General features: G+C 70.7%; 22 protein-coding genes. 12 read left to right on the forward strand and 10 right to left on the reverse strand.

The features are described from left to right. Positions 1 to 116: 116 nt before the first annotated feature. The 11 genes from ACH4SI_RS20080 (at position 117) to ACH4SI_RS20130 (ending at position 10,706) form a co-directional block, all read left to right on the forward strand. Positions 117 to 650: a GNAT family N-acetyltransferase gene (locus ACH4SI_RS20080; RefSeq protein ID WP_398297359.1), complete on the forward strand. Its 534-nt coding sequence runs from the start codon at positions 117 to 119 to the stop codon at positions 648 to 650. 397 nt (positions 651 to 1,047) lie between these two features. After that, positions 1,048 to 2,742: a nitrite/sulfite reductase gene (locus ACH4SI_RS20085; RefSeq protein WP_398297361.1), complete on the forward strand. Its 1,695-nt coding sequence runs from the start codon at positions 1,048 to 1,050 to the stop codon at positions 2,740 to 2,742. 151 nt (positions 2,743 to 2,893) lie between these two features. Further along, positions 2,894 to 3,079: a hypothetical protein gene (locus tag ACH4SI_RS20090; RefSeq protein WP_385445037.1), complete on the forward strand. Its 186-nt coding sequence runs from the start codon at positions 2,894 to 2,896 to the stop codon at positions 3,077 to 3,079. Beyond that, positions 3,076 to 3,777: a phosphoadenylyl-sulfate reductase gene (locus ACH4SI_RS20095; RefSeq protein ID WP_398297364.1), complete on the forward strand. Its 702-nt coding sequence runs from the start codon at positions 3,076 to 3,078 to the stop codon at positions 3,775 to 3,777. Before ACH4SI_RS20090 ends, ACH4SI_RS20095 begins: the two co-directional genes overlap by 4 nt. Then, entirely contained in the window at positions 3,777 to 4,349 is a 573-nt protein-coding gene (cysC, locus tag ACH4SI_RS20100) for an adenylyl-sulfate kinase (RefSeq protein ID WP_398297366.1), read from the forward strand. Before ACH4SI_RS20095 ends, cysC begins: the two co-directional genes overlap by 1 nt. Before the next feature lie 139 nt (positions 4,350 to 4,488). Further along, positions 4,489 to 5,439 (forward strand): sulfate adenylyltransferase subunit CysD, encoded by a 951-nt coding sequence (gene cysD, locus ACH4SI_RS20105; protein WP_398297368.1) that lies wholly within the window; start codon positions 4,489 to 4,491, stop codon positions 5,437 to 5,439. A gap of 2 nt (positions 5,440 to 5,441) precedes the next feature. After that, positions 5,442 to 6,818 carry a sulfate adenylyltransferase subunit 1 gene (locus ACH4SI_RS20110; protein ID WP_398297370.1) on the forward strand — a complete coding sequence of 459 codons (1,377 nt, stop codon included), beginning with the start codon at positions 5,442 to 5,444 and terminating at the stop codon, positions 6,816 to 6,818. Positions 6,819 to 7,026: 208 nt separating this feature from the next. Continuing rightward, on the forward strand, positions 7,027 to 8,163 hold the full coding sequence (locus ACH4SI_RS20115) for an aliphatic sulfonate ABC transporter substrate-binding protein (RefSeq protein WP_398297372.1): 1,137 nt from the start codon (positions 7,027 to 7,029) through the stop codon (positions 8,161 to 8,163). Positions 8,164 to 8,217: 54 nt separating this feature from the next. Beyond that, complete coding sequence (locus ACH4SI_RS20120; protein ID WP_398297374.1) at positions 8,218 to 9,012, forward strand: ABC transporter ATP-binding protein; 795 nt, start codon at positions 8,218 to 8,220, stop codon at positions 9,010 to 9,012. Next, positions 8,999 to 9,922 carry an ABC transporter permease gene (locus tag ACH4SI_RS20125; RefSeq protein ID WP_398297376.1) on the forward strand — a complete coding sequence of 308 codons (924 nt, stop codon included), beginning with the start codon at positions 8,999 to 9,001 and terminating at the stop codon, positions 9,920 to 9,922. Before ACH4SI_RS20120 ends, ACH4SI_RS20125 begins: the two co-directional genes overlap by 14 nt. Before the next feature lie 31 nt (positions 9,923 to 9,953). Continuing rightward, positions 9,954 to 10,706: a sirohydrochlorin chelatase gene (locus ACH4SI_RS20130; protein ID WP_398297378.1), complete on the forward strand. Its 753-nt coding sequence runs from the start codon at positions 9,954 to 9,956 to the stop codon at positions 10,704 to 10,706. A 28-nt stretch (positions 10,707 to 10,734) separates the two neighbouring features. On the opposite strand, the gene ACH4SI_RS20135 is transcribed toward ACH4SI_RS20130, so the two are convergent. Next, entirely contained in the window at positions 10,735 to 11,898 is a 1,164-nt protein-coding gene (locus ACH4SI_RS20135) for a serine hydrolase domain-containing protein (protein WP_398297380.1), read from the reverse strand. Positions 11,899 to 12,110: 212 nt separating this feature from the next. Here ACH4SI_RS20135 and ACH4SI_RS20140 point away from each other — a divergent pair, with 212 nt between their 5' ends. Then, positions 12,111 to 12,698, forward strand: a complete 588-nt coding sequence (locus ACH4SI_RS20140; RefSeq protein ID WP_398297382.1) for a Uma2 family endonuclease — start codon at positions 12,111 to 12,113, stop codon at positions 12,696 to 12,698. 17 nt (positions 12,699 to 12,715) lie between these two features. On the opposite strand, the gene ACH4SI_RS20145 is transcribed toward ACH4SI_RS20140, so the two are convergent. From ACH4SI_RS20145 to ACH4SI_RS20185, 9 genes are all read right to left on the reverse strand, one after another. Next, positions 12,716 to 13,039 (reverse strand): cupin domain-containing protein, encoded by a 324-nt coding sequence (locus tag ACH4SI_RS20145; RefSeq protein WP_398297384.1) that lies wholly within the window; start codon positions 13,037 to 13,039, stop codon positions 12,716 to 12,718. 124 nt (positions 13,040 to 13,163) lie between these two features. Then, positions 13,164 to 14,384 carry a S8 family peptidase gene (locus tag ACH4SI_RS20150; RefSeq protein ID WP_398297386.1) on the reverse strand — a complete coding sequence of 407 codons (1,221 nt, stop codon included), beginning with the start codon at positions 14,382 to 14,384 and terminating at the stop codon, positions 13,164 to 13,166. 292 nt (positions 14,385 to 14,676) lie between these two features. Continuing rightward, on the reverse strand, positions 14,677 to 15,969 hold the full coding sequence (locus tag ACH4SI_RS20155) for an ABC transporter substrate-binding protein (RefSeq protein WP_398297388.1): 1,293 nt from the start codon (positions 15,967 to 15,969) through the stop codon (positions 14,677 to 14,679). Beyond that, positions 15,969 to 16,823, reverse strand: a complete 855-nt coding sequence (locus tag ACH4SI_RS20160; protein ID WP_398297390.1) for a carbohydrate ABC transporter permease — start codon at positions 16,821 to 16,823, stop codon at positions 15,969 to 15,971. Before ACH4SI_RS20160 ends, ACH4SI_RS20155 begins: the two co-directional genes overlap by 1 nt. Then, on the reverse strand, positions 16,820 to 17,722 hold the full coding sequence (locus tag ACH4SI_RS20165; protein WP_398297392.1) for a carbohydrate ABC transporter permease: 903 nt from the start codon (positions 17,720 to 17,722) through the stop codon (positions 16,820 to 16,822). Before ACH4SI_RS20165 ends, ACH4SI_RS20160 begins: the two co-directional genes overlap by 4 nt. 23 nt (positions 17,723 to 17,745) lie before the next feature. Then, a complete protein-coding gene (locus ACH4SI_RS20170) occupies positions 17,746 to 18,477 on the reverse strand; it encodes a thioesterase II family protein (RefSeq protein WP_398297394.1) in 732 nt (243 codons plus the stop codon). Positions 18,478 to 18,578: 101 nt separating this feature from the next. Further along, a complete protein-coding gene (locus ACH4SI_RS20175) occupies positions 18,579 to 19,538 on the reverse strand; it encodes a chlorinating enzyme (protein ID WP_398297396.1) in 960 nt (319 codons plus the stop codon). Positions 19,539 to 19,550: 12 nt separating this feature from the next. Beyond that, positions 19,551 to 19,811 carry a phosphopantetheine-binding protein gene (locus ACH4SI_RS20180; RefSeq protein WP_398297398.1) on the reverse strand — a complete coding sequence of 87 codons (261 nt, stop codon included), beginning with the start codon at positions 19,809 to 19,811 and terminating at the stop codon, positions 19,551 to 19,553. Beyond that, positions 19,808 to 21,367 (reverse strand): amino acid adenylation domain-containing protein, encoded by a 1,560-nt coding sequence (locus ACH4SI_RS20185; protein WP_398297400.1) that lies wholly within the window; start codon positions 21,365 to 21,367, stop codon positions 19,808 to 19,810. Before ACH4SI_RS20185 ends, ACH4SI_RS20180 begins: the two co-directional genes overlap by 4 nt. Positions 21,368 to 21,446: the final 79 nt, after the last annotated feature.

The raw sequence follows: 21,446 nt of genomic DNA on the forward strand, positions 1-21,446 counted from the left end.
CTCCGCCCGCTGCGGACACTGTCGTGCCCGGGGCGCCGGGCGGCAAAGGTTGCGTCGCGTTGCACGTCCTACCCGCCGCATACCTGCCACGGCGGAATCCATGGTTGGCTTTGCCCATGGCCATCGACGTGACCACCTGGTCCCTGGAGCAGACCTCGGCCGCGGACCTCAGCCCGGCGCGGGAGCCCGCGGCCGGGGCGGGGGTGCGGATCGTCCGCGCCGAGGTGCCGAGCCCCGCGTTCAGCCGCTTCCTCTACACGGCCGTCGGCTCGGACAACGACTGGACCGACCGGCTGGAGTGGTCGCACGAGCGGTGGCTGGCGTTCCTGGACCGGCCCGGGATGGAGACGTGGGTCGCGTACGAGCGCGGCACCCCGGCCGGGTACATCGAGCTGGACCCGCAGGACGCGGGTGTCGTGGAGATCACGTACTTCGGGCTGCTGCCCGCCTTCCGGGGCCGCCGCATCGGCGGGCACCTGCTGAGCTGGGGCACCGCGCGAGCCTGGGACCTGGGCGAACGCCGGCCCGGCCGGCCGCCGACCAAGCGGGTGTGGGTGCACACGTGCAGCAAGGACGGGCCGTACGCGCTCGACAACTACCGCCGCCGGGGCTTCCGGGTCTTCGACGTCAAGACCGAGACAGAAGGGTGATCAACCCCACATCGTCCCACAGAACGAGACAGAGACGTCCGGATACTGGACAAAGGTGGACTCGCCGAAGAGGGGCGTGCCACGCTTCCCTCATGTCTCGCGCTGGAATTGCCTTGGTGAGTCGACGCCACGTCGACCTCGGCCGCATGTCCAGCGCGATCTGTCCGCCGAGCTGACGCACTCAGCAGGGCCCGCACCGGCCCCCGGACAGCCTCACCGCACTTCCCGCCGCCCCCGATGACGTGGGCGAGCACGCACGCCTCGACACCTTCCGTCGTAACCCGCCCGCACCGGTATCCGCCGCAGCGCCGTGCCCGCCTGCGTTCCTCCGCAGGTCAGAGCGTGCGCGCGAGATCGATCCGCCGCACCGAGCCGCTCAGAAGGACACAACACCGCCATGCCCGCCACACCGGAACGCGCAGCAGCCACGCCCCGCCGCAAGGCCGGACGCCATCGCGGCGAAGGCCAGTGGGCCGCGGGTCACTTCACCCCGCTCAACGGCAACGAGCAGACCAAGAAGGACGACGACGGTCTCAATGTGCGGACACGCATTGAGACGATCTACGCCCACCGTGGTTTCGACGCGATCGACGGTGCCGACTTGCGCGGCCGGATGCGCTGGTGGGGCCTCTACACCCAGCGAAAGCCCGGGATCGACGGCGGCAAGACCGCCATCCTGGAGCCGGAGGAGCTGGACGACGAGTACTTCATGATGCGGGTCCGGATCGACGGCGGCCGGCTCACCACCGAGCAGCTGCGGGTCGTCGGCGAGATCTCGGAGGAGTTCGCGCGCGGCACCGCCGACATCACCGACCGGCAGAACGTCCAGTACCACTGGATCCGGATCGAGGACGTGCCCGAGATCTGGAAGCGGCTGGAGGCCGTCGGCCTGTCGACCACCGAGGCGTGCGGCGACACCCCCCGCGTGATCATCGGCTCCCCGGTCGCCGGGATCGCCGAGGACGAGATCATCGACGGCACCCCCGCCATCGACGAGATCCACCGGCGCTACATCGGCAGCAAGGAGTTCTCCAACCTGCCGCGCAAGTTCAAGACCGCGGTCTCCGGCTCCCCGGCGCTCGACGTCGTGCACGAGATCAACGACGTCGCCTTCGTCGGCGTGCGCCACCCGGAGCACGGCCCCGGCTTCGACCTGTGGGTCGGCGGCGGTCTTTCCACCAACCCCAAGATCGGCGTCCGGCTCGGCGCCTGGGTGCCGCTGGAGGACGTCCCGGAGGTGTGGGCCGGGGTCGTCGGGATCTTCCGCGACTACGGCTACCGGCGGCTGCGCACCCGCGCCCGGCTGAAGTTCCTGGTCGCCGACTGGGGCCCGGAGAAGTTCCGCCAGGTGCTGGAGGAGGAGTACCTCAAGCGCCCGCTGAGTGACGGCCCGGCGCCCGAGCAGCCCGTCGGGCAGTGGCGCGACCACATGGGCGTCCACCGCCAGCAGGACGGCCGCTTCTACGTCGGCTTCGCCCCGCGCGTCGGCCGGGTGGACGGCACGACCCTCACCAAGATCGCCGACCTGGCCGACGCCCATGGCTCCGGGCGGCTGACCACCACCGTCGAGCAGAAGATGATCGTGCTCGACGTGGCCGAGGACCAGGTCGAGTCGCTGGTCTCCGGTCTTGAGGCGCTGGACCTCCAGGTCAAGCCGTCCCCGTTCCGGCGCGGCACGATGGCCTGCACCGGCATCGAGTTCTGCAAGCTCGCGATCGTCGAGACCAAGGCGCGCGGCTCCTGGCTCATCGACGAGCTGGAGCGGCGGCTGCCCGAGTTCGACGAGCCGCTCACGATCAACCTCAACGGCTGCCCGAACGCCTGCGCCCGTATCCAGGTCGCGGACATCGGCCTCAAGGGCCAGCTGGTCATGGACGCAGGCGGCGAGCAGGTCGAGGGCTACCAGGTGCACCTGGGCGGCGCGCTCGGCCTGGAGCCGGGCTTCGGCCGCAAGGTGCGCGGCCTGAAGGTCACCGCCGACGAACTCCCGGACTACATCGAGCGCGTGCTGCGCCGCTTCGAGGAGGAGCGCGAGGACGGCGAGCGCTTCGCCACCTGGGCGGGGCGGGCCAGTGAGGATGCCCTTAAATGAGCGTGCCTCGGCGCGCGGCGCCGGCTGGACCGAGGAGCCGCGCAGCGACGAAGGAGCGAGCAGTGACGAGGGAAGCCGGCGCGTCGGAGGAGCGAGCAGTGACGAGGGAAGCCGGCGCGTCGGAGCGCGCCGAGGCTGAGCGGGAGGCACGGTGAGTGAGCGTGCCGCGCCGTTCTACTGCCCGTACTGCGGTGACGAGGACCTGCGGCCCTCCGAGGAGGGCCACGGCTCCTGGGAATGCGCGTCGTGCAATCGGGCGTTCCGTCTGGCGTTCCTCGGGCTGCTGGCCAAGGGCCTGCGGCGCGACCGAGCCGGAGAAGGGGACACGGCGATATGACCCAGCTTCAGCAGCACACCGATCTCGAAGCGCTCGCCACGCAGGCGGGCCGCGACCTCGAGGACGCCTCGGCGCTCAACATCCTGCGCTGGGCGGCCGACACGTTCGGGCCGCGCTTCTGCGTCACCTCCTCGATGGAGGACGCGGTGGTGGCGCATCTCGCCTCCCGGGTGTTCCCCGGCGTGGACGTGGTGTTCCTGGACACCGGATATCACTTCCCGGAGACCATCGGCACCCGTGACGCGGTGGCGGCCGTGATGGACGTCAATGTCATCACCCTCACCCCGCGCCAGACGGTGGCCGAGCAGGACGCCGAGTACGGGCCGAAGCTGCACGACCGCAACCCCGACCTGTGCTGCGCCCTGCGGAAGGTACAGCCGCTCGAGGAAGGGTTGAAGGCGTACGACGCGTGGGCCACCGGGCTGCGCCGCGACGAGTCCCCGACCCGGGCGAACACCCCGGTCGTCAGCTGGGACGAGAAGCGGCAGAAGGTGAAGATATCGCCGATAGCGCGCTGGACGCAGGCCGACGTGGACGCATACGTCGCTGAGCAGGGAGTACTGACCAACCCTCTCCTCATGGACGGATACCCCTCCGTGGGCTGCGCGCCCTGCACCCGTCGGGTGCTGGAGGGCGAGGACGCACGGTCGGGCCGCTGGGCGGGGAGCAACAAGACGGAATGCGGACTGCACGGCTGATGGCTGTCGACCAGGAGAACGAGATGAGCGCGCCGATACACACCGGGGCCACCGTGTGGCTGACCGGGCTGCCGAGCGCCGGGAAGACGACGATCGCGTACGCGCTGGCGGAGCGGCTGCGCAGCGAGGGCCACCGGGCGGAGGTGCTGGACGGCGACGAGATTCGCGAGTTCCTCTCCGCCGGGCTCGGCTTCTCCCGCGAGGACCGGCACACCAATGTGCAGCGGATCGGCTTCGTCGCCGAGCTGCTGGCCTCCAACGGGGTCAAGGTGCTGGTGCCGGTCATCGCGCCGTTCGCGGACAGCCGGGAGGCGGTGCGCAAGCGCCACCAGGCCGAGGGCACCGCATATCTGGAGGTGCACGTCGCGACGCCGGTCGAGGTGTGCTCCGAGCGCGACGTCAAGGGGCTGTACGCGAAGCAGGCCGCGGGCGAGATCAAGGGGCTGACCGGGGTCGACGATCCGTACGAGGCCCCGGCCGACCCGGATCTGCGGATCGCGGCGCACGAGCAGGGTATGCAGGAGTCGGCGGCTGCACTGAGGGCGCTTCTGAGCGAGAGGGGACTCCTGTGAGCGACGCACGCGCGGCCGCCGGGCTGCGGACGATCACGATGCCGACACCTCTGCGCCGCGCGGGCGGCAGTGCCCGCGGCGGAGCCGCTGATGTAACGAGCAGCCGCTACCGCGGCGGGGCGAACGAAAGGGGCGCAGCATGACGACCGTGGCTCCGATCAATGGGACCGGGTCCGGTGCGAACGGGGGCGACCTCTACGCGCTCTCGCACCTGGACGCACTGGAGTCCGAGGCGGTGCACATCTTCCGCGAGGTGGCGGGCGAGTTCGAGCGGCCGGTGATCCTGTTCTCCGGCGGCAAGGACTCCATCGTCATGCTGCACCTGGCGCTGAAGGCTTTTCAGCCGGCGCCGGTGCCGTTCTCGCTGCTGCACGTGGACACCGGGCACAACTTCCCCGAGGTCATCGAGTACCGCGACCGCACCGTCGCCCAGCACTCCTTGCGGCTGCACGTGGCGTCCGTGCAGGAGTTCATCGACGACGGGCGGCTGCGGGAGCGCCCGGACGGCACCCGCAACCCGCTGCAGACCGTGCCGCTGCTGGACGCCATCGACAAGAACCGCTTCGACGCGGTGTTCGGTGGCGGCCGCCGGGACGAGGAGAAGGCGCGCGCCAAGGAGCGGGTGTTCTCGCTGCGGGACGAGTTCGGCGGCTGGGACCCGCGCCGCCAGCGCCCCGAGCTGTGGCAGCTCTACAACGGCCGCCACTCCCCCGGTGAGCATGTCCGCGTCTTCCCGCTGTCCAACTGGACCGAGCTGGATGTGTGGCAGTACATCGAGCGCGAGAAGATCGAGCTTCCGCAGATCTACTACGCGCACGAGCGCGAGGTGTTCCGGCGCAGCGGCATGTGGCTGGCCCCCGGTGAGTGGGGCGGTCCCAAGGGCGACGAGACGGTGGAGCGGCGCCAGGTGCGCTACCGCACGGTGGGTGACATGTCCTGCACCGGCGCCGTCGAGTCGGACGCGGTCACGATCGAGCAGGTCATCGACGAGATCGCCGCGTCCCGCCTGACCGAGCGGGGTGCGACGCGCGCCGACGACAAGCTGTCGGAGGCCGCGATGGAGGACCGGAAGCGCGAGGGGTACTTCTAGCCATGACGAGCAATCTCAGTGCCGAGGAGCAGGCCGTGGTGACCGCGGTGGAGCAGTCCGCGGCCTCCTCCCAGCTGCGCTTCGCGACCGCCGGTTCGGTGGACGACGGCAAGTCGACCCTGGTCGGGCGGCTGCTGCACGACTCCAAGTCGGTGCTGGCCGACCAGTTGGAGGCGGTCGAGCACGCGTCGCGCAGCCGTGGCCAGGAGACGCCGGACCTGGCGCTGCTGACCGACGGGCTGCGGGCGGAGCGCGAGCAGGGCATCACCATCGATGTCGCGTACCGCTACTTCGCCACCCCGCGGCGGCGGTTCATCCTCGCCGACACCCCGGGCCATGTGCAGTACACCCGCAACATGGTCACCGGCGCCTCCACGGCGGAGCTGGCGGTGGTCCTGGTGGACGCGCGCAACGGCGTGGTGGAGCAGACCCGGCGCCATGCCGCGGTCGCCGCCCTGCTGCGGGTCCCGCACGTCGTCCTCGCCGTGAACAAGATGGACCTGGTGGACTACGCGGAGCCGGTGTTCGCCGCGATAGCCGAGGAGTTCACCACGTACGCGGCCTCGCTGGGCGTCCCCGAGATCACCGCGATCCCGATCTCGGCGCTGGCCGGGGACAACGTGGTGACCGCGTCCGCGAACATGAGCTGGTACGGCGGGCCGACCGTGCTGGAGCACCTGGAGACGGTGCCGGTGGGCATCGACCCGTCGCAGGACCCGGCGCGCTTCCCGGTGCAGGTCGTGATCCGTCCGCAGAGCGCCGAGCACCCCGACTACCGCGGCTACGCGGGCCAGGTGGCCTCCGGTGTGCTGCGGGTCGGCGACGAGGTGACGGTGCTGCCGTCCGGCCGTACGAGCACCATCACCGGGATCGACGTGCTGGGCCAGCCCGCCGACCAGGCCTGGGCCCCGCAGTCGGTGACCATCGAGCTCGCCGACGATCTCGACATCTCGCGCGGCGATGTGCTCGCCCCGAGCGCGTACGCGCCCACTCCCACCCAGGACGTCGAGGCGACCGTGTGCCATCTGCACGACCGGCCGCTGCGGGTCGGGGACCGGGTGCTGCTCAAGCACACCACCCGGACGGTGAAGGCGATCGTCAAGGACATCCCGGACCGGCTCACGCTCGCCGACCTGTCCCACCACCCGGCGCCGGGCGAGCTGGCCGCCAACGACATCGGCCGGGTCGTCCTGCGGACGTCGGAGCCGCTGGCGCTGGACGCGTACGCCGCCTCCCGCCGCACCGGGTCCTTCCTGCTGATCGACCCGGCGGACGGCACGACGCTGACCGCGGGCATGGCGGGCGACTCGTTCGCCGAGCAGGCATCGGCCGACGGCGCGGACGGCGCCGCCGCGGACGACGACGGGTGGGACTTCTGACATGGCCGGTGAGGTGTTCTCGACGTTCGCCAAGGAGGGCGGCCGCGTGGGCAGCGGCGCCCTGGGCAGTGGTCAGGGCGGAGTCGGGCGATGTGTGCGCTGAACCGCGCCTTCCCCGCTCTGCCGTCCCCCTCCGCACGAAGATCGTCTGAACTGCCGGGCGCCCCCTGACATCGGGCCGCCCGGCCCTCCGAGAGGAACACCTCCCGTGTCGTCTGCAACTCCGCGTGCCATAGCGCCCTCGCGCCGCCGCCACACCACCCGCCTGCTGGCGGCCTCCGCCGTCCTCCCGCTGCTGATCGGCTCGCTCGGCGCCTGCGGCTACGGCTCGAAGAAGACCGACGACAAGCCGAAGGTCGCGGCGAAGGGCAAGAAGCTCGACGGCCTCGACCAGGTGAAGGTCGGCTACTTCGCCAACGTCACCCACGCCACCCCGATGGTCGACCGCCAGGAAGGTCTGATCCAGAAGGAGCTGGGCGGCACGAAGGTCAAGCCGTTCATCTTCAACGCGGGCCCCTCCGAGATCGAGGCGCTCAACGCGAAGTCCATCGACATCGGCTGGATCGGCCCCTCCCCCGCCATCAACGGCTACACCAAGTCCGGCGGCCAGAACCTCAAGATCATCTCGGGTTCGACGTCCGGCGGCGTGTCGCTCGTGGTCAACCCGGACAAGATCAAGTCCGTCGATGACCTCAAGGGCAAGACCATCGCGACGCCGCAGAAGGGCAACACGCAGGACGTGGCCCTCCTCAACTACCTCGCCGAAAAGGGCTACAAGGTCGACCCGCAGACCGGCAAGGGCGATGTGAACGTCCTCCGGCAGGACAACAAGGAAATCCCGACGACCCTCAAGACGGGCGGTGTCGACGGCGCGTGGGTGCCCGAGCCGACCGCTTCCAAGATCATCTCCCAGGGCGGCAAGGAGCTGCTGGACGAGAAGAAGCTGTGGAAGGACGGCAAGTTCGTCATCACGAACATGATCGTCTCCAAGCAGTTCCTCAAGGAGCACCCGAAGGTCGTCGAGGCGGTGCTGCGCGGCTCGGTGAAGACCAACGCCTGGATCAAGTCCCACCCGGACAAGGCCGCCCAGGACATCAACGCCTCGCTGAAGCAGATCACCGGCAGCGATCTGCCCCCGAACGTGCTCGACCCGGCGTTCAAGAACATCGACGTCACCAATGACCCGCTGGCCTCCACGCTCCACGAGGAGGCGCAGCACGCGGTCAAGGCAGGTCTGCTGGAGAACCCCCGGCTCAAGGACATCTACGACCTCACGCTGCTCAACAAGGTCCTCAAGGCCCAGGGCGAGCCGGAGGTCGACTCCGCCGGACTCGGCAGCAAGTAGGGCCTCGCCGCCTTGGATCCCGTCAGCAAACGCAGTCCTCAGGAGGTGACGGCCATGACCGCTACGCTCACCCAAAAGCCCGTCGACAAGAATGGCGCGGGTACCTATGCCGCGCGTTTCGACCACGTGTCGAAGTCGTTCGGCCGCCCCGGCGCGCAGCAGCTGGTGCTGGACGACATCACGCTCGACGTCGCACCAGGCGAGTTCGTCTGCCTCCTGGGGGCTTCGGGGTGTGGCAAGTCCACACTCCTCAACCTCGTCGCCGGTCTTGACAAGCCGACCGGCGGCAGCATCGACGTCCCGGGCGGGCGCCCCGCCCTGATGTTCCAGGAGCACGCGCTCTTCCCGTGGCTCACGGCCGGCAAGAACATCGAACTCGCCCTGCGCATGCGTGGGGTGCCGCGCGCCGATCGGCGCGACGAGGCCGAGCGGCTGCTGGAGCTGGTGCGCCTGAAGGGCGCGCACGGCAAGCGGGTGCACGAGCTGTCCGGCGGTATGCGGCAGCGGGTCGCGATGGCCCGCGCGCTGGCGCAGGACAGCCGGCTGCTGCTGATGGACGAGCCGTTCGCCGCGCTCGACGCCATCACCCGCGACGTGCTGCACGACGAGCTGACCCGCATCTGGAGGGAGACCAACCTGTCGGTCCTCTTCGTCACGCACAACGTGCGTGAGGCGGTCCGGCTCGCCCAGCGCGTGGTCCTGATGTCCTCCCGTCCCGGGCGCATCGCCCGGGAGTGGGACGTCGAGATGCCGCAGCCGCGCCGGATCGAGGACGCGGCCGTCGCCGACCTGTCCGTCGAAATCACCGAACAGCTCCGTGGGGAGATTCGCCGACATGGCCAGCACTGAGGCCCAGCAGGACGCCTCCGTAAAGACCCAGGCCGACGCCGAGTCGACCCCTGACCAGTTGGCGGGGCTCGAAGCGGGCCTGGACGCCCTGGAGACCCGGGTCAAGGACCGGGTGCCGGTCAGCCGGGTCCTGCTCGACAAGGTGCTGCCGCCGGTCGTCGCCATCGTGATCGTGCTGGCGCTCTGGCAGCTCGCCTACGCCCTGGAGCTGAAGCCGCACTACCAGCTGCCCAGCCCGGTCGACGTCGGCCACTCGCTCCAGGAGAAGTGGCTGGACGGCACGCTGCTGGGCTACGTGTGGCACAGCGTCTCGCGTGGCGCGCTCGGCTTCGCCGCCTCGCTGGTCATCGGCACGCCGCTGGGCCTGCTGGTGGCGCGCGTGCGGTTCGTACGGGCGGCCATCGGCCCGATCCTGTCCGGCCTCCAGTCGCTGCCGTCGGTCGCCTGGGTGCCGGCCGCGATCATCTGGTTCGGGCTGACCGACTCCACCATCTACGCGGTGGTGCTGCTCGGCGCGGTCCCCTCCATCGCCAACGGCCTGGTCTCCGGCGTCGACCAGATCTCGCCGCTGTATCTGCGCGCGGGCCGTACGATCGGCGCGACCGGCGTCGCGGGGATCCGGCACATCCTGCTCCCGGCCGCGCTGCCCGGCTACATCGCGGGGCTCAAGCAGGGCTGGGCGTTCTCCTGGCGCTCCCTGATGGCCGCCGAGCTGATCGCCACCTCCCCCGACCTGGGCACCGGCCTCGGCCAGCTGCTCGACCAGGCCCGCGTGGACCAGGACATGTCGCTGGTGCTCGCCGCCATCCTGCTCATCCTCGTCGTCGGCATCGGCATCGAGCTGCTGATCTTCGCCCCGATCGAGCGGCGGGTGCTGCGCAGCCGCGGCCTGCTGCCGAACGCCCGCTGAACGGAAACCTACGGAACCGACGGAAACCATCATGTCTGCCCCGACCTTCCTCCTCGTTGCCCACGGCAGCCGCGACCCCCGCCACGCGGCGACCGTCGACGCGCTGTGCGCGCGCGTGCGGTCGCTGCGGCCGGGGCTGCGCGTCGAACCGTCCTTCCTGGAGTTCAACCCACCACGGGTGGGCCAGGTCCTGGACCGGCTCGCCGAGGAGGGGGCGGACGAGGTGATCGCCCTCCCCCTCCTGCTGACCCGCGCCTTCCACGCGAAGGCCGACATCCCGGCAGTGCTGCGTGAGGCCACGGCCCACCACCCCCGCCTGACCGTCCGCCAAGCCGATGTCCTGGGGCCCTCCCCGCTGCTCGTGGAGGCCCTGGAACACCGCCTGTACGAGGCCGGGCTGCGCCCCGCGGACCGGCACCGGACCGGCATCGTCCTGGCCTCGGCGGGCTCCACCGACCCGGAGGCGATCGCGGTGATCGCTGAAATCGCGCGGGAGTGGCGGCACACCGGATGGTGCGCCGTGCGACCCGCGTTCGCCTCCGCCTCCCTCCCCCGCACCGAGGACGCGGTCCGCGCCCTGCGCGCCGAGGGCGTCGACCGGGTGGCCGTGGCCCCGTACGTCATCGCCCCCGGCCGCCTCCCCGACCGCATCGCGCGCGGCGCCCAGGAGGCGGGCGCGGACGTCCTGGCCGATGTGCTGGGCCCGGCCCCCGAGCTGGCCCGCCTGCTGCTGACCCGCTACGACGAAGCCCGGGCGGCGCGGCAGGTCCTGCTGACCGCCTGAGCGCCGCCCGTCGACCTCTTCAGCCTCTTCAGCGGGCCGCCGCCGTGGCCGCGGCGTGCACCGCGGCGACCAGCCGGTCGTTCTCCGGGGCGGCGCCACCGGGGAAGGCGAAGCGGCGGCGGTTGTAGCCGTAGGCGAAGCCGGTGCGCGGGTCGGCGAAGGCCAGGGAGCCGGCGGCGCCACTGTGGCCGAAGGCGCCTTGGCCCAGGATGGGGAAGATATCGCTCAGCGCCTGGAAGCCGAGGCCGAAGGCCTTGTGGACGCGCGACACGAGGTCGTATCCGATCGAGTGGACCTGTGCGAACGCGGCCGCCGTGTCCGGCTTGAGGAGGGGTGCCTTGCCGTCGAGTTCGCTGATGGCCGCCGCGTACATCCCGGCCAGGCCGCGCGCGGAGGCGACACCGCCGACGGAGGCGGGGCCCTTGGCGCGTACGACGCGGTAGTTGGGCAGCTCCTCCAGGTCGGGCATCTGCGGGTGGTTGCGGTTGAACGCGATGCCGGTCAGGCTCCACGGGCCGGTCGCGGCGGCGTCGAGCTGGGCCTGCTGCTCGGGGGTGGGGAGCATGGGCTGCGTGGTGAGGAAGCGCGGCTCGTGCTCCTCGGGCAGGCCGAGGTGGAAGTCGAGGTCGTGGCGGGAACGGACACGCTCCTCGAACAGCTCCTGGATGCTCTGCCCGGTGACCCGGCGTGCCACTTCGCCGGTGAGCGCCCCGATGGCCAGGGCGTGGTAGCCGAAGGCGGTGCCCGGGCGCCAGTACGGGGCCTGGGCGGCGAGGCGTTCGGCGATGACCCGGTCGTCGGCCAGCTCCTCCACGGTGAAGCCGGTGTCGGCGCCGACCACTCCGGCGCGGTGGGCCAGCAGATCGCGCAGGGTGATGTCCTGTTTGCCCTCGGCGCCGAACTCCGGCCAGTAGTGGCTGACCCGCTGGTCCAGGTCGAGGACACCGTCCTGGACCAGCAGTGCCACCACCAGGTGGGCGGCGCCCTTGGTCGAGGAGAACACGCCGGTCAGGGAGTCGCCCGTGATCTCCGGCCCGGTCCACAGGTCCACGACCCGCTCGCCGCCCACGTACGCCACTAACTGGGCGGCGTAGTCCCCGCCTTCCTCCACCGCCACGGCGCCGAATTCCCGCCGTACGGATTCAAAGCCCTCGGCAACTGTTCCCTGCGGTGTGTTCGCCTCGTCCGGCACAGGTGCTCCTCCATCGCCATCGGTTGTCGACGTCGCTTCGCAACTCCGGTCCCACACCGGGTATTCCCGCACACCATGCAGCCGTATCACTCCATAGAGTGATTTCATGCCTTCTGGCATCGAACTCGCGGCTCGGACTGGAAGCCTCGGCGATTGTCCGAGCTGCGTGCCACGCCGGAACCAAGGAACACGAGGAGGCGGTGGTGGCGGTCATGAGCGCCCCTGAGACGCGCGTCGACGATCACGAGGGCCCCTGGACGGTCGAGGACGTCCTTGCGTTTCCGGAACACCCGGCACGCGCCCGCTTTGAACTTGTGGACGGTGTCCTCATGATCTCCCCCGCTCCCAGCTGGGACCACCAGATCGCTTCCCTCAGGCTGAGCAACCAGATCACCGCAGCCTTGGACCGGTCCGGCGCTCCGTTCGTCGCAGCCGAAGCGGTGAATGTAACGGGCGATTCCCGGTTGTTCATCCCCGACATCGCCGTCGCCGATCGCGCCGCCGTTTCCCGTGGCACGCTGGCCGTGCCGCTGGAGGCGGTGCTGCTGCTGGTGGAGATCGTGTCTCCGTGGAATCAGTCCACCGACCGCATCCTCAAGCCGGCGCTCTACGCCCAGGCCAAGGTGCCCGCCTTCTGGCGGGTGGAGCTGGAGCCCGAGGTGCGTGTGGTCGTGCATGAGCTGGAGGCCGACACGTACCGCGAGGTCGCCACGGTCACCGGCGAGGAGTCCGTCCAGGTCGCCGGGGAGTTCACCGTCGACCTGGACGTTGCCGCGCTGCTGGGCGACCTGGAGGGCTGAGTCGGCAACAGGGCCCCTCAGCCCTCGGGATAGAACACGAAGAGGGCGCAGCCGGTGGTGGTCTGCGGGATGTGCGAGGAGCCGGCCGGGGCGTGGAGGAAGGTGCCCGCGGGGTAGTCGCGGTGGCCGTCGTTGAAGGTGCCGGAGACGACGAAGACCTCCTCGGGGCCGGGCTCGTGGACGTCCAGACCCTCCCAGGCGCTGCCCGGGTCCATTTCCAGGACGTGGGCCTTCGCGCCGTTCTCGCCGCTCCAGAGGGGGCGCAGCCGGATGCCCGGGAACATTTCCTTCACCGGCGCGTCCTCGACCGCCGCCCATGTGTATCCGTCGGTGATGTTCATGCCGTTCACACTGCCACGGCGGAACAACGGGCCCAAGGCGTCAGCCGGTTGCCGCCACCACCCCGCTGAGCGGCCGCCGCGCCCAGTGGGGTGGACGCGGCGGCCGGGTGTCGGGACGTGTGTCCTACTTGACGACCTTCAGCAGCTTGTTCGGGGTGCCTTCGCTCGGGTTGGAGATCTTGTCGGCGGTGGCGCCGTCCGTGAGCGCCTTCGACACGTCGGCCGGCTTGGCGTCCTGATGGCCGCCGAGGTAGACGGCGGCGGCGCCCACGACGTGCGGGGTGGCCATCGACGTACCGGAGATGGTGTTGGTGGCGTCGTCGTCGGTGTTCCAGTCGGAGGTGATGTCCGAGCCGGGGGCGTAGAGGTCGACGCCCTTGCCGAAGTTGGAGAAGTCGGACTGCTCGTCCGTGTCGGTGCTGGAGGCGACGGTGATCGCGTCCTTGACCCGGGCGGGCGAGCTTCCGCTCGCGTCGGCGGACTCGTTGCCGGCCGCGACACCGAAGGTGACACCGGCGTCGATGGCCTTCTGCACGGCCGCGTCCAGGGCCTCGTCGGGGGTGCCGCCGAGGCTCATGTTGGCGACGGACGGGCCCTTGTGGTTCTTGGTGACCCAGTCGATGCCGGACACGACCTGCTCGGTGGTGCCCGAGCCCTGGTCGTCCAGGACTCTCACGGCGACGACCTTGGCCTTCTTGGCCACGCCGTGTTCGGTACCGGCGATGGTGCCCGCCACATGGGTGCCGTGGCCGTTGCCGTCGTCGGCGTTCTCGTCGTTGTCGATGGCGTCGAAGCCGGAGGTGACGCGGCCGTCGAAGTCCTTGTGCGAGGCGCGGACCCCGGTGTCGATGACGTACGCGGTGACGCCCTCACCCGCGCCGTCCGGGTAGGTGTACTTCTTGTCGCCCTTGGTGTCTTCCTGGTCGAGCCGGTCCAGGCCCCAGGACGGCGGGTTCTCCTGGGTGGTCTTGATGGAGTAGCGGTGGTTCTGGACGACCTTGGCCACCGACGGGTCGGCGGCCAGCCGCTTGGCCTCGGTCTCGCTGAGGCCGTCCGCGGAGAAGCCGTTGATGGCGGAGTCGTAGCTGCGGCGCAGCTTGCCACCGTAGTTCTGGGCCAGGTCCTTGCCCTCGGCGGCGGCCTTGACGGTCTTTCCGCCCTTGAGCATGACGATGTAGCTGCCGTCGACGGCGTTCTTCGCCTGGGTGCCGTGGACAACGCCCTCGGCGGGCTTCGCGGTCGCGGCGCCGGCCGGTACGGCCACGAAGGCACCGGCGGTGACGGCACCCGCCGCGGCTATCGCCAGGGTGAGTTTACGCGCGTTGCGCTGCTTGTGTACTGCCATGACGAGGGATCCTCCTCGTGCGGTTGTGGGGGGAATTCGCGCACGGTGATTTCTCACGCGCGGCACGATGGCGCCGGAGCGTGTTCGGATCACTCCGGGCTGAGACGAAACCCTGGCGGATCGAACCGGGCAATTCAAGATCCTGGCCGATGTGTGACATATGCAACGTCATCCGAGCGCGATCATGACAAGTCCCTTTACGCGTACGAGACTTGGAACCGGGCGGCGCGGCTTGTCCAGGTGACTCCCCCGGCAATGAGTCACGCTCGCACGGGAGTTGACCCTCGACCGCCTAACGCTGGTACCGGGCGAGCACCAGCCCCCCGTCCTTGATCAGCCTCTTTCTCAGCCGTTCCCCTCCGATGGCTCCGCTGTAGTACTCCTGCAGCGCGGGCGTGGCCACCTTGTCCTTCCACTCCGGATAGCCGCGCACCGACAGGGCGGGGGCCGGGCGCAGCCGGTCGGCCAGGGCCGTGCCGGTCGCCCAGCCGTGCTCGGCAGTGTGCAGCGCCGGGTCGCGCAGCGCACCGGTGCCGGTCGGCAGCATCCAGTCGCCCAGCGCGAGCCGCGCCATGTTGCGCGGGCGCAGGAAGAAGTCGAGGAAACGGGCCGCCTCCCGCTGGTACGGGCTGTCCTCGGCGATGGACAGGGTCTGCGGGCTGACCCCCTGCCGCTGGTCGCCACCGGGCCCGGCGGGCGCGGGCAGCACGGTCCAGGCGAAGCCCTCGGGCGCCTGCTGGACGATCTGCTGGCGGTACGAGAACCCGAGCGGGACCATGGCGTACTTGCCGCCGAAGAAGCCGGGCAGGGTGTCCGAACCGCCCATGCCGAGCGTGGACGTGGCCGCCGTACGGGCGATGGCGCGCGGGACGCGCTGCTCAGCGGCGCCGAAGCGGACGGTGACCTTGCCGTCGGCGCCCCGGTGGAAGACCCGGCCGCCGGTGGTCAGGGCCAGACCCAGGGTCGCGGCGACGGGGTCCTTGAGCGGCCAGGCGACCCCGTGCGTCCCGTCCCGGGTGAGCGCCCGCGCCACGTCCTCGAACTCCGCCCAGCTCCAGGGGTGTCGCACGGTCGGGATCCGCACCCGCGCCCGCTCCAGCAGCGTCCGGTTGGCGATGATCACGCGCGGTTCCTGGAGGAACGGCACGCCGTGGACGCCGTCGCCGAAGGTGGTGGTCGCCCAGCTGTGGGCCGGGATGTCGGCCATCAGGCGGTCCGGCAGCAGGCCGCGCAGATCGGCGAGATAGCCGCCGTACGCGAAGTCGGCGAGATCGTCGGCGGCGTCGTGGATGATGTCGGGCGCCTCGCCGCCCTCGAAGGAGGTGAGGAGCTGGTCGTGGACGCCGTCCCAGCTGCCCTGGATGTACTCCACCCTGATGCCGGGGTGGGCCGCGTTCCACTCCGCCACCAGTTTCCTGTTGGCCTGGACGGACTCCTTCTGCCAGGCCAGCGACTGGAAGCGGAGGACCACCTCTCCCCCGCAGGCCCGGCGGCGCCCGGGCGCGCATCCGGGCAGCAGGGCGGCGGGGGTGGCCAGCGCACCGGTCAGCAGCGTACGGCGGCCCATCAGCGTGCGGCGGCGCATCAGGACTTCACCGCCCCGGCCAGGGTCCCGCTGGTGATCCGCCGCTGGATGACGGCGAACAGGACGAGCGAGGGCAGGGTGGCGAGCAGCGAGGCGGCGGCCAGCGGGCCGAGGTCGGCGACGCCCTCCGCGCCGATGAAGTGGGTGAGGACGACCGGCATGGTCTGCTTCTGCGGGGTCTTGAGCAGCACCAGCGCGAAGAAGAACTCGTTCCACGCGGTGATGAAGGCGAAGAGGGCGGTGGCGACGAGGCCGGGCGCCAGCAGCGGCATGGTGACCGAGGCGAGGATGCGCGCCCGCCCCGCCCCGTCCACGGCCGCGGCCTCCTCCAACTCCCCCGGCACGGCCCGGACGTACCCCGCGAGCATCCACAGGGCGAACGGCAGGGACCACACCACGTACACCATGATCAGGCCCGTCAGGGAGTTGATCAGGTACAGGTTCTTGAGCACGAGGAACAGCGGGATGATCACCAGGACGAAGGGGAACGTCTGGCTGACCACGACCCAGCCGGTGGCCGCCCGGGACAGCGGGGAACGGTGGTGCCGGGCCATGACGTACGCCATCGGGGTCGCGATGACGACCGTGAGCGCCGCGGCGGCGACGGAGGCGGTCAGGCTGTTCGCGGCCGCCCGCAGCAGCGGCTGCTCGTCGAACGCCTGGCGGAAGTTGTCGAGGGTCGGGTGGCCGAGGATCCAGCCGGGGTCCGGGCTCGCCAGCTCGCGCGGCGGCTTGAACGCGGTGGACAGCAGCCACAGCAGCGGGAACGCGAGGAAGACGAGATAGCCCAGCAGGGCGAGGTACTGCCCGGCGCGGGCGGCCCGGCGGCGGCGCACGGCGGCGGCCCGGTTCATGCGTCGTCCCCCTTCAGCCGGCCGACGAGGAAGAGGGCGAGGAGCACGGAGACGACCGCGACCAGCACGCATCCCATGGCGGCCGCGTACCCGAACTGCCCGTAGCGGAAGGCCTCCTCGTACGCGAAGAGCATCGGCAGCCGGGTGCGCCCGCCGGGTCCGCCGCCGGTCAGGACGTAGACCAGCGCGAAGGAGTTGATGTTCCAAATGAGGCTGAGCGCGCTGATGGCGAGGGCCACGGGCCTGATGGCGGGCCAGGTGACGGTGCGGAAGCGGCGCCAGGCGCCCGCGCCGTCCATCGCCGCGGCCTCGTGCAGCTCCCGCGGTACGCCTGCCAGCGCGGCCAGCAGCGTGACCGTCACCTGCGGCAGCCGCGCCCAGATGCCGACGACGATCACGGCGGGCAGGGCGGTGGAGAGGCTGCCGAGCCAGTCCCGGTCGGTGCCCAGCGCGTCGTTCAGCACCCCCGCGTCGGGGTGGTAGACGAGCCGCCACATGATGCCGACGACGACCTCGGGCATCGCCCACGGCACGATCGCCAGGGCCCGCGCCAGCCAGCGGAAGCGGAGGTTCGCCGCCAGCAGCAGCGCCAGCCCGAGCGCCAGCACGAACTGCGGAACGGTCACCGCGACCGCCCACACCAGGCCGATCCGGAACGACTCCCAGAAGAGCGTGTCGCGGGCCAGGTCCTGGAAGTTGAGCAGGCCGGTCCACTGCGTCGGCTCGGTGCGGCCGGACTGGGCGTCGGTGAAGGCGAGCCCGATCCCGTACAGCAGCGGGCCGACGCTGAGCAGCAGAATCGGCAGCAGCGCGGGCAGCACCAGGAACCACGCGCCGCGAGCCGGAGCCTTGCGCTTGTCGGACCGCGCCCTCGCGATCGTGGCTGTCACGCCCGTCATCGTGCGGACGGCCCGCGGCGCCGTCAAGGAGTCCGGCCGGACGGTCCCAGCAGCGTACGGGCGATGGTCTCGGCCAACGCCGCGGCCTCAGCGGGCTGTTCGAGGTAGAAGTGGCCGCCGGGGAGGCGGGGCGTGATGGAAGTCCGCCCGGTCGAGCTGTGGCGCCAGCTGTCCAGCTGGGCGTCGGTGAAGACGTCCTCGGTGCCGCAGCACACCACCAGATCCGCGCTCACGGTGGTGGCCCTGCGCTTGCGCAGGAACGAGTCCCCGAGCGAGAAGTCGGCGCGCAGCAGGGCCGCGGTGCGCTCCCGCAGCACGGGGTGCTCGCGGATCTGCGGGGAGATGGTGCCGCCGGACTTCTCGGCGATGGCGAAGATCTCCTCGTCGGTGGTGAGCAACGGCGATCCCTCACAGGGCAGTTCGGCGCTCACCGGGCCCGCGTTGGCGGAGACGAAGACGGTGGGGCAGCGCGGCCCGCCGGTCTCCGCGAGCCGGGCCGCCAGGCAGAGGCCGAGGTAGGCGCCCACGCTGTGGCCGAAGATCGCGATCTCGCCCCGCTGTCCGGCGACCGCCCGCAGCAGGTCGTCGACCGCGTCCTCGACGGTGGTGACGGGCGCCTCGCGCCACCGCCTGCCGCGTCCCGGCAGCTCCAGCGGCAACGGCTGGACGCCGTCCGGCAGGGCCTCGGCGAGCCGGTCGAAGACGGCGGCGGAGCCGCCCGCGTGGTGCAGCATGATGAGGGGCCGGGGCGTCATACGTACCTCCTGCGGCCGGACAAGGCCCTGGGGGTGGAAAGGGGCGCGGCGGGGCGGCACGGGGCCGCCCCGCCGTGGTGCCGGATGGGGTCGGACGCCGGTCAGCTGGGGATCTGGCGGGGTACGAACTCGTAGCCGCGCTGGCTCGTGCGGGCCATCCGGTTGTGTCCGTACTCGTCGACGCCGGAGGCGAGGACCGCGCCGTACTTCTCGAGGTTGATGCCGTCGCCGTACTCGGTCAGGTCCTCGGTGCCGGGGTAGACCTGCACCTGGGTGGGCACGTAGCGGGCGGCGAAGCCCATGCGGTAGTCGGTCTTGCTGCCGGTGTGCGGCAGCGAGGCGTGCATGGTGTTCGACCAGAAGATGACGGCCTCGCCCGGCTTGAGGACCATCGGGTAGGCCTGCGACTCGTCCGGCTTCCAGTTGGGGTCCTTCTGGAGGGACCGGTAGTCGTAGCCGAAGAAGCCGCGCTTGATGCCGTCCTTCTCGCGCTGGTTGATGGCGTCCGCGTCGTAGTCCATGCCCTTGGACTCGTCGTAGTTCATCGAGGTGTGGGTGCCCGGCATGAGCTGGAGGCAGCCGTTCTGCTCGGTGGAGTGGGTGAACGCGGTCCACACCGTGATGGTGCCGATGAAGGCGGGGCGGCCCTCGTCCGACGGCCAGATGATCTGCCGCTTGCCCGTCGCGTGGGCGAACGTGGCGGCCTGGTGCCAGTCGGTGCCCTCGTCGCCCTGGTACTTGGGGAAGAACTCGCTACGCCAGCACAGCAGGTTGGGGCCGATGAGGGACGCCACGCGGTCGACGATCTCGGGCCGCATGATGTGCTCGGACAGCAGGTCGATGTCGAGGTGGCGGTCGTAGTTGGAGATGTTGGCCTTGCCGTTGCTGTCCGGGTAGATGGCCAGGGAGCGGTCGAGGAGCTGGCGCCGGATGATGTTCCAGCGGCGGGTCATCTCCTCGGGCTCGAAGATCTTGACCGGGCCGATGTAGCCGTCCCGCTCGAACCGGGCCACCTCTTCGGGGCTGAAGGTGAAGTTGGTCTGCTCACTCATGGTGGTCATGGGATTCTCCTTCTACTTGGTGGTCCGGGCGCGGGTGACGGCGTCGGCGATGGCCTCGCCGATGCTGCGCTCGAAGAGGATCTGCATGTCCAGGTCGACGCCGAGGTCCTTCTTGACGCGCTCGCTCAGCTCCAGGGCCAGGACGGAGTGGCCGCCGAGGTCGAGGAAGTTGTCCTGGGCGGACAGGTCGGACTCCTCCAGCACCTCACCCACCCAGGTGACGGCGAGGGTGTCGGGGTTCGCCGACTGCGTATCGGTGATCGGTTGCGTCATGAGCGTGCCACCTCTTCCTCCCAGGACCGGGCGACGGCCGCCCGGTCGACTTTTCCGTTGACGGTGCGGGCCAGGCCCGGCAGCCGCAGATAGCGCGCCGGGTGCATGTAGGCCGGCAACAGGGTCTTGATGTGGTCCCGCAGCTCCCGTGCGGTGGTCGCGCTGCCCTCGCGGGCCACGTAGGCGCAGACCAGCCGGAGGTCGCCGGGCTTGAACTCGCGCACCGTGACGACCGCGTCGAGGACGTCGTCGTGGCGGCGCACGGCGGTCTCGATGTCGCTCAGCTCGATGCGGTAGCCGCGCAGTTTGATCTGGAGGTCGGCGCGGCCCTCGTAGGCGAAGCGGCCGTCCGGCAGCTCGCTGACCAGGTCTCCGGTGCGGTAGTAGCGGACGGATTCGCCGGTCTTCCCGTCGGTCACCACCGGAAATTTCTCCGCGGTCAGCTCCGGGCGGCGCAGATAGCCCTCGGCCAGCTGGGCGCCGGCCAGCCACAGTTCGCCGGTCTCGCCGAGGGCCACGTCCCGGCCGTCGTCGCCGACCACCCGGGTGCGGAACGAGGGCAGCGCGCGCCCGATGACCGAGGCGTCCTGCGTCAGGTACGCCTCGCCGATCTCCTCGAAGGTCGTGAACACCGTTGTCTCGGTGATCCCGTAGCCGTTGACCAGCCGCGGCCGGTCGAGCCCGAACGCCTTGGCCCAGGGCCGCAGCATGGGTGCGGTGAGCTTCTCGCCGCCGAAGATGACGTAGCGAAGCCCCGAGACGTCCCGGCCGCCGCGCACCGCCGCCTCGGTGAGCGCGAGGAAGGCGGTGGGCGTCTGGTTGATGACGGTGACACCCCGGTCGATGATGACCGTCAGATACTGCTCGGGAGTACGGGCCGCCCAGTGCGGCAGCACCACCAGCTCCGCGCCGGTGGAGAACGCCCCCCAGATCTCCCACACCGAGAAGTCGAACGACAGCGAGTGGAACAGCAGCCAGCGGTCGTCCGCCGAGAAGTCGAACACCGAGGGGGCGCCGGTGAGCAGGGCCAGCACATTGGCGTGGCGTACCGGCACGCCCTTCGGATTCCCGGTGGTCCCGGAGGTGTAGATGACGTACGCCAGGTCCTCGGCGCCCGGGCCCCCGCGCCCCGCCACCGGCTCCGGCCGCGCGTCCCGGCGCTCCGTCACGGCCGCGGTGCCGACCACCCTGGTGACCGCGCATCCCTCGTAGACCTCGCCGATCAGCGCGCTCGCGCCGCTGTCGGCGAGGATGAAGTCGCTCCGGGAGACCGGGTTGCGCAGGTCCACCGGGACGTACGCGGCACCGCACTTGAGAATGGCCAGGATCGCGACGATCGCCTCGGCGCCCGGCGACATCCTCAAGGCCACCCGGTCCCCGGCCCTGACCCCCTCGGCGACCAGGGTGCGGGCCACCGCGTCCGACCAGGCGTCGAGCCGTCGGTAGGAGACGCGGTCGTCCTCGGCGGACAGCGCGGTGCGGTCCGGTGCCGTCGCGGCGACCTCGCGGAAGAGGCTGACAAGATCGGAATTCCGCGCAATCGGGTCCGATGTCATGGATTGCAGCAGCATTTCGGGAAACCCTTCTTGCGGCCGTACGGGAATGACAGAAGACATTGCGCACCGCACCGCGTGG

The sequence above is a fragment of the Streptomyces sp. NPDC021212 genome, from assembly GCF_044332925.1.
Lineage (GTDB): Bacteria > Actinomycetota > Actinomycetes > Streptomycetales > Streptomycetaceae > Streptomyces.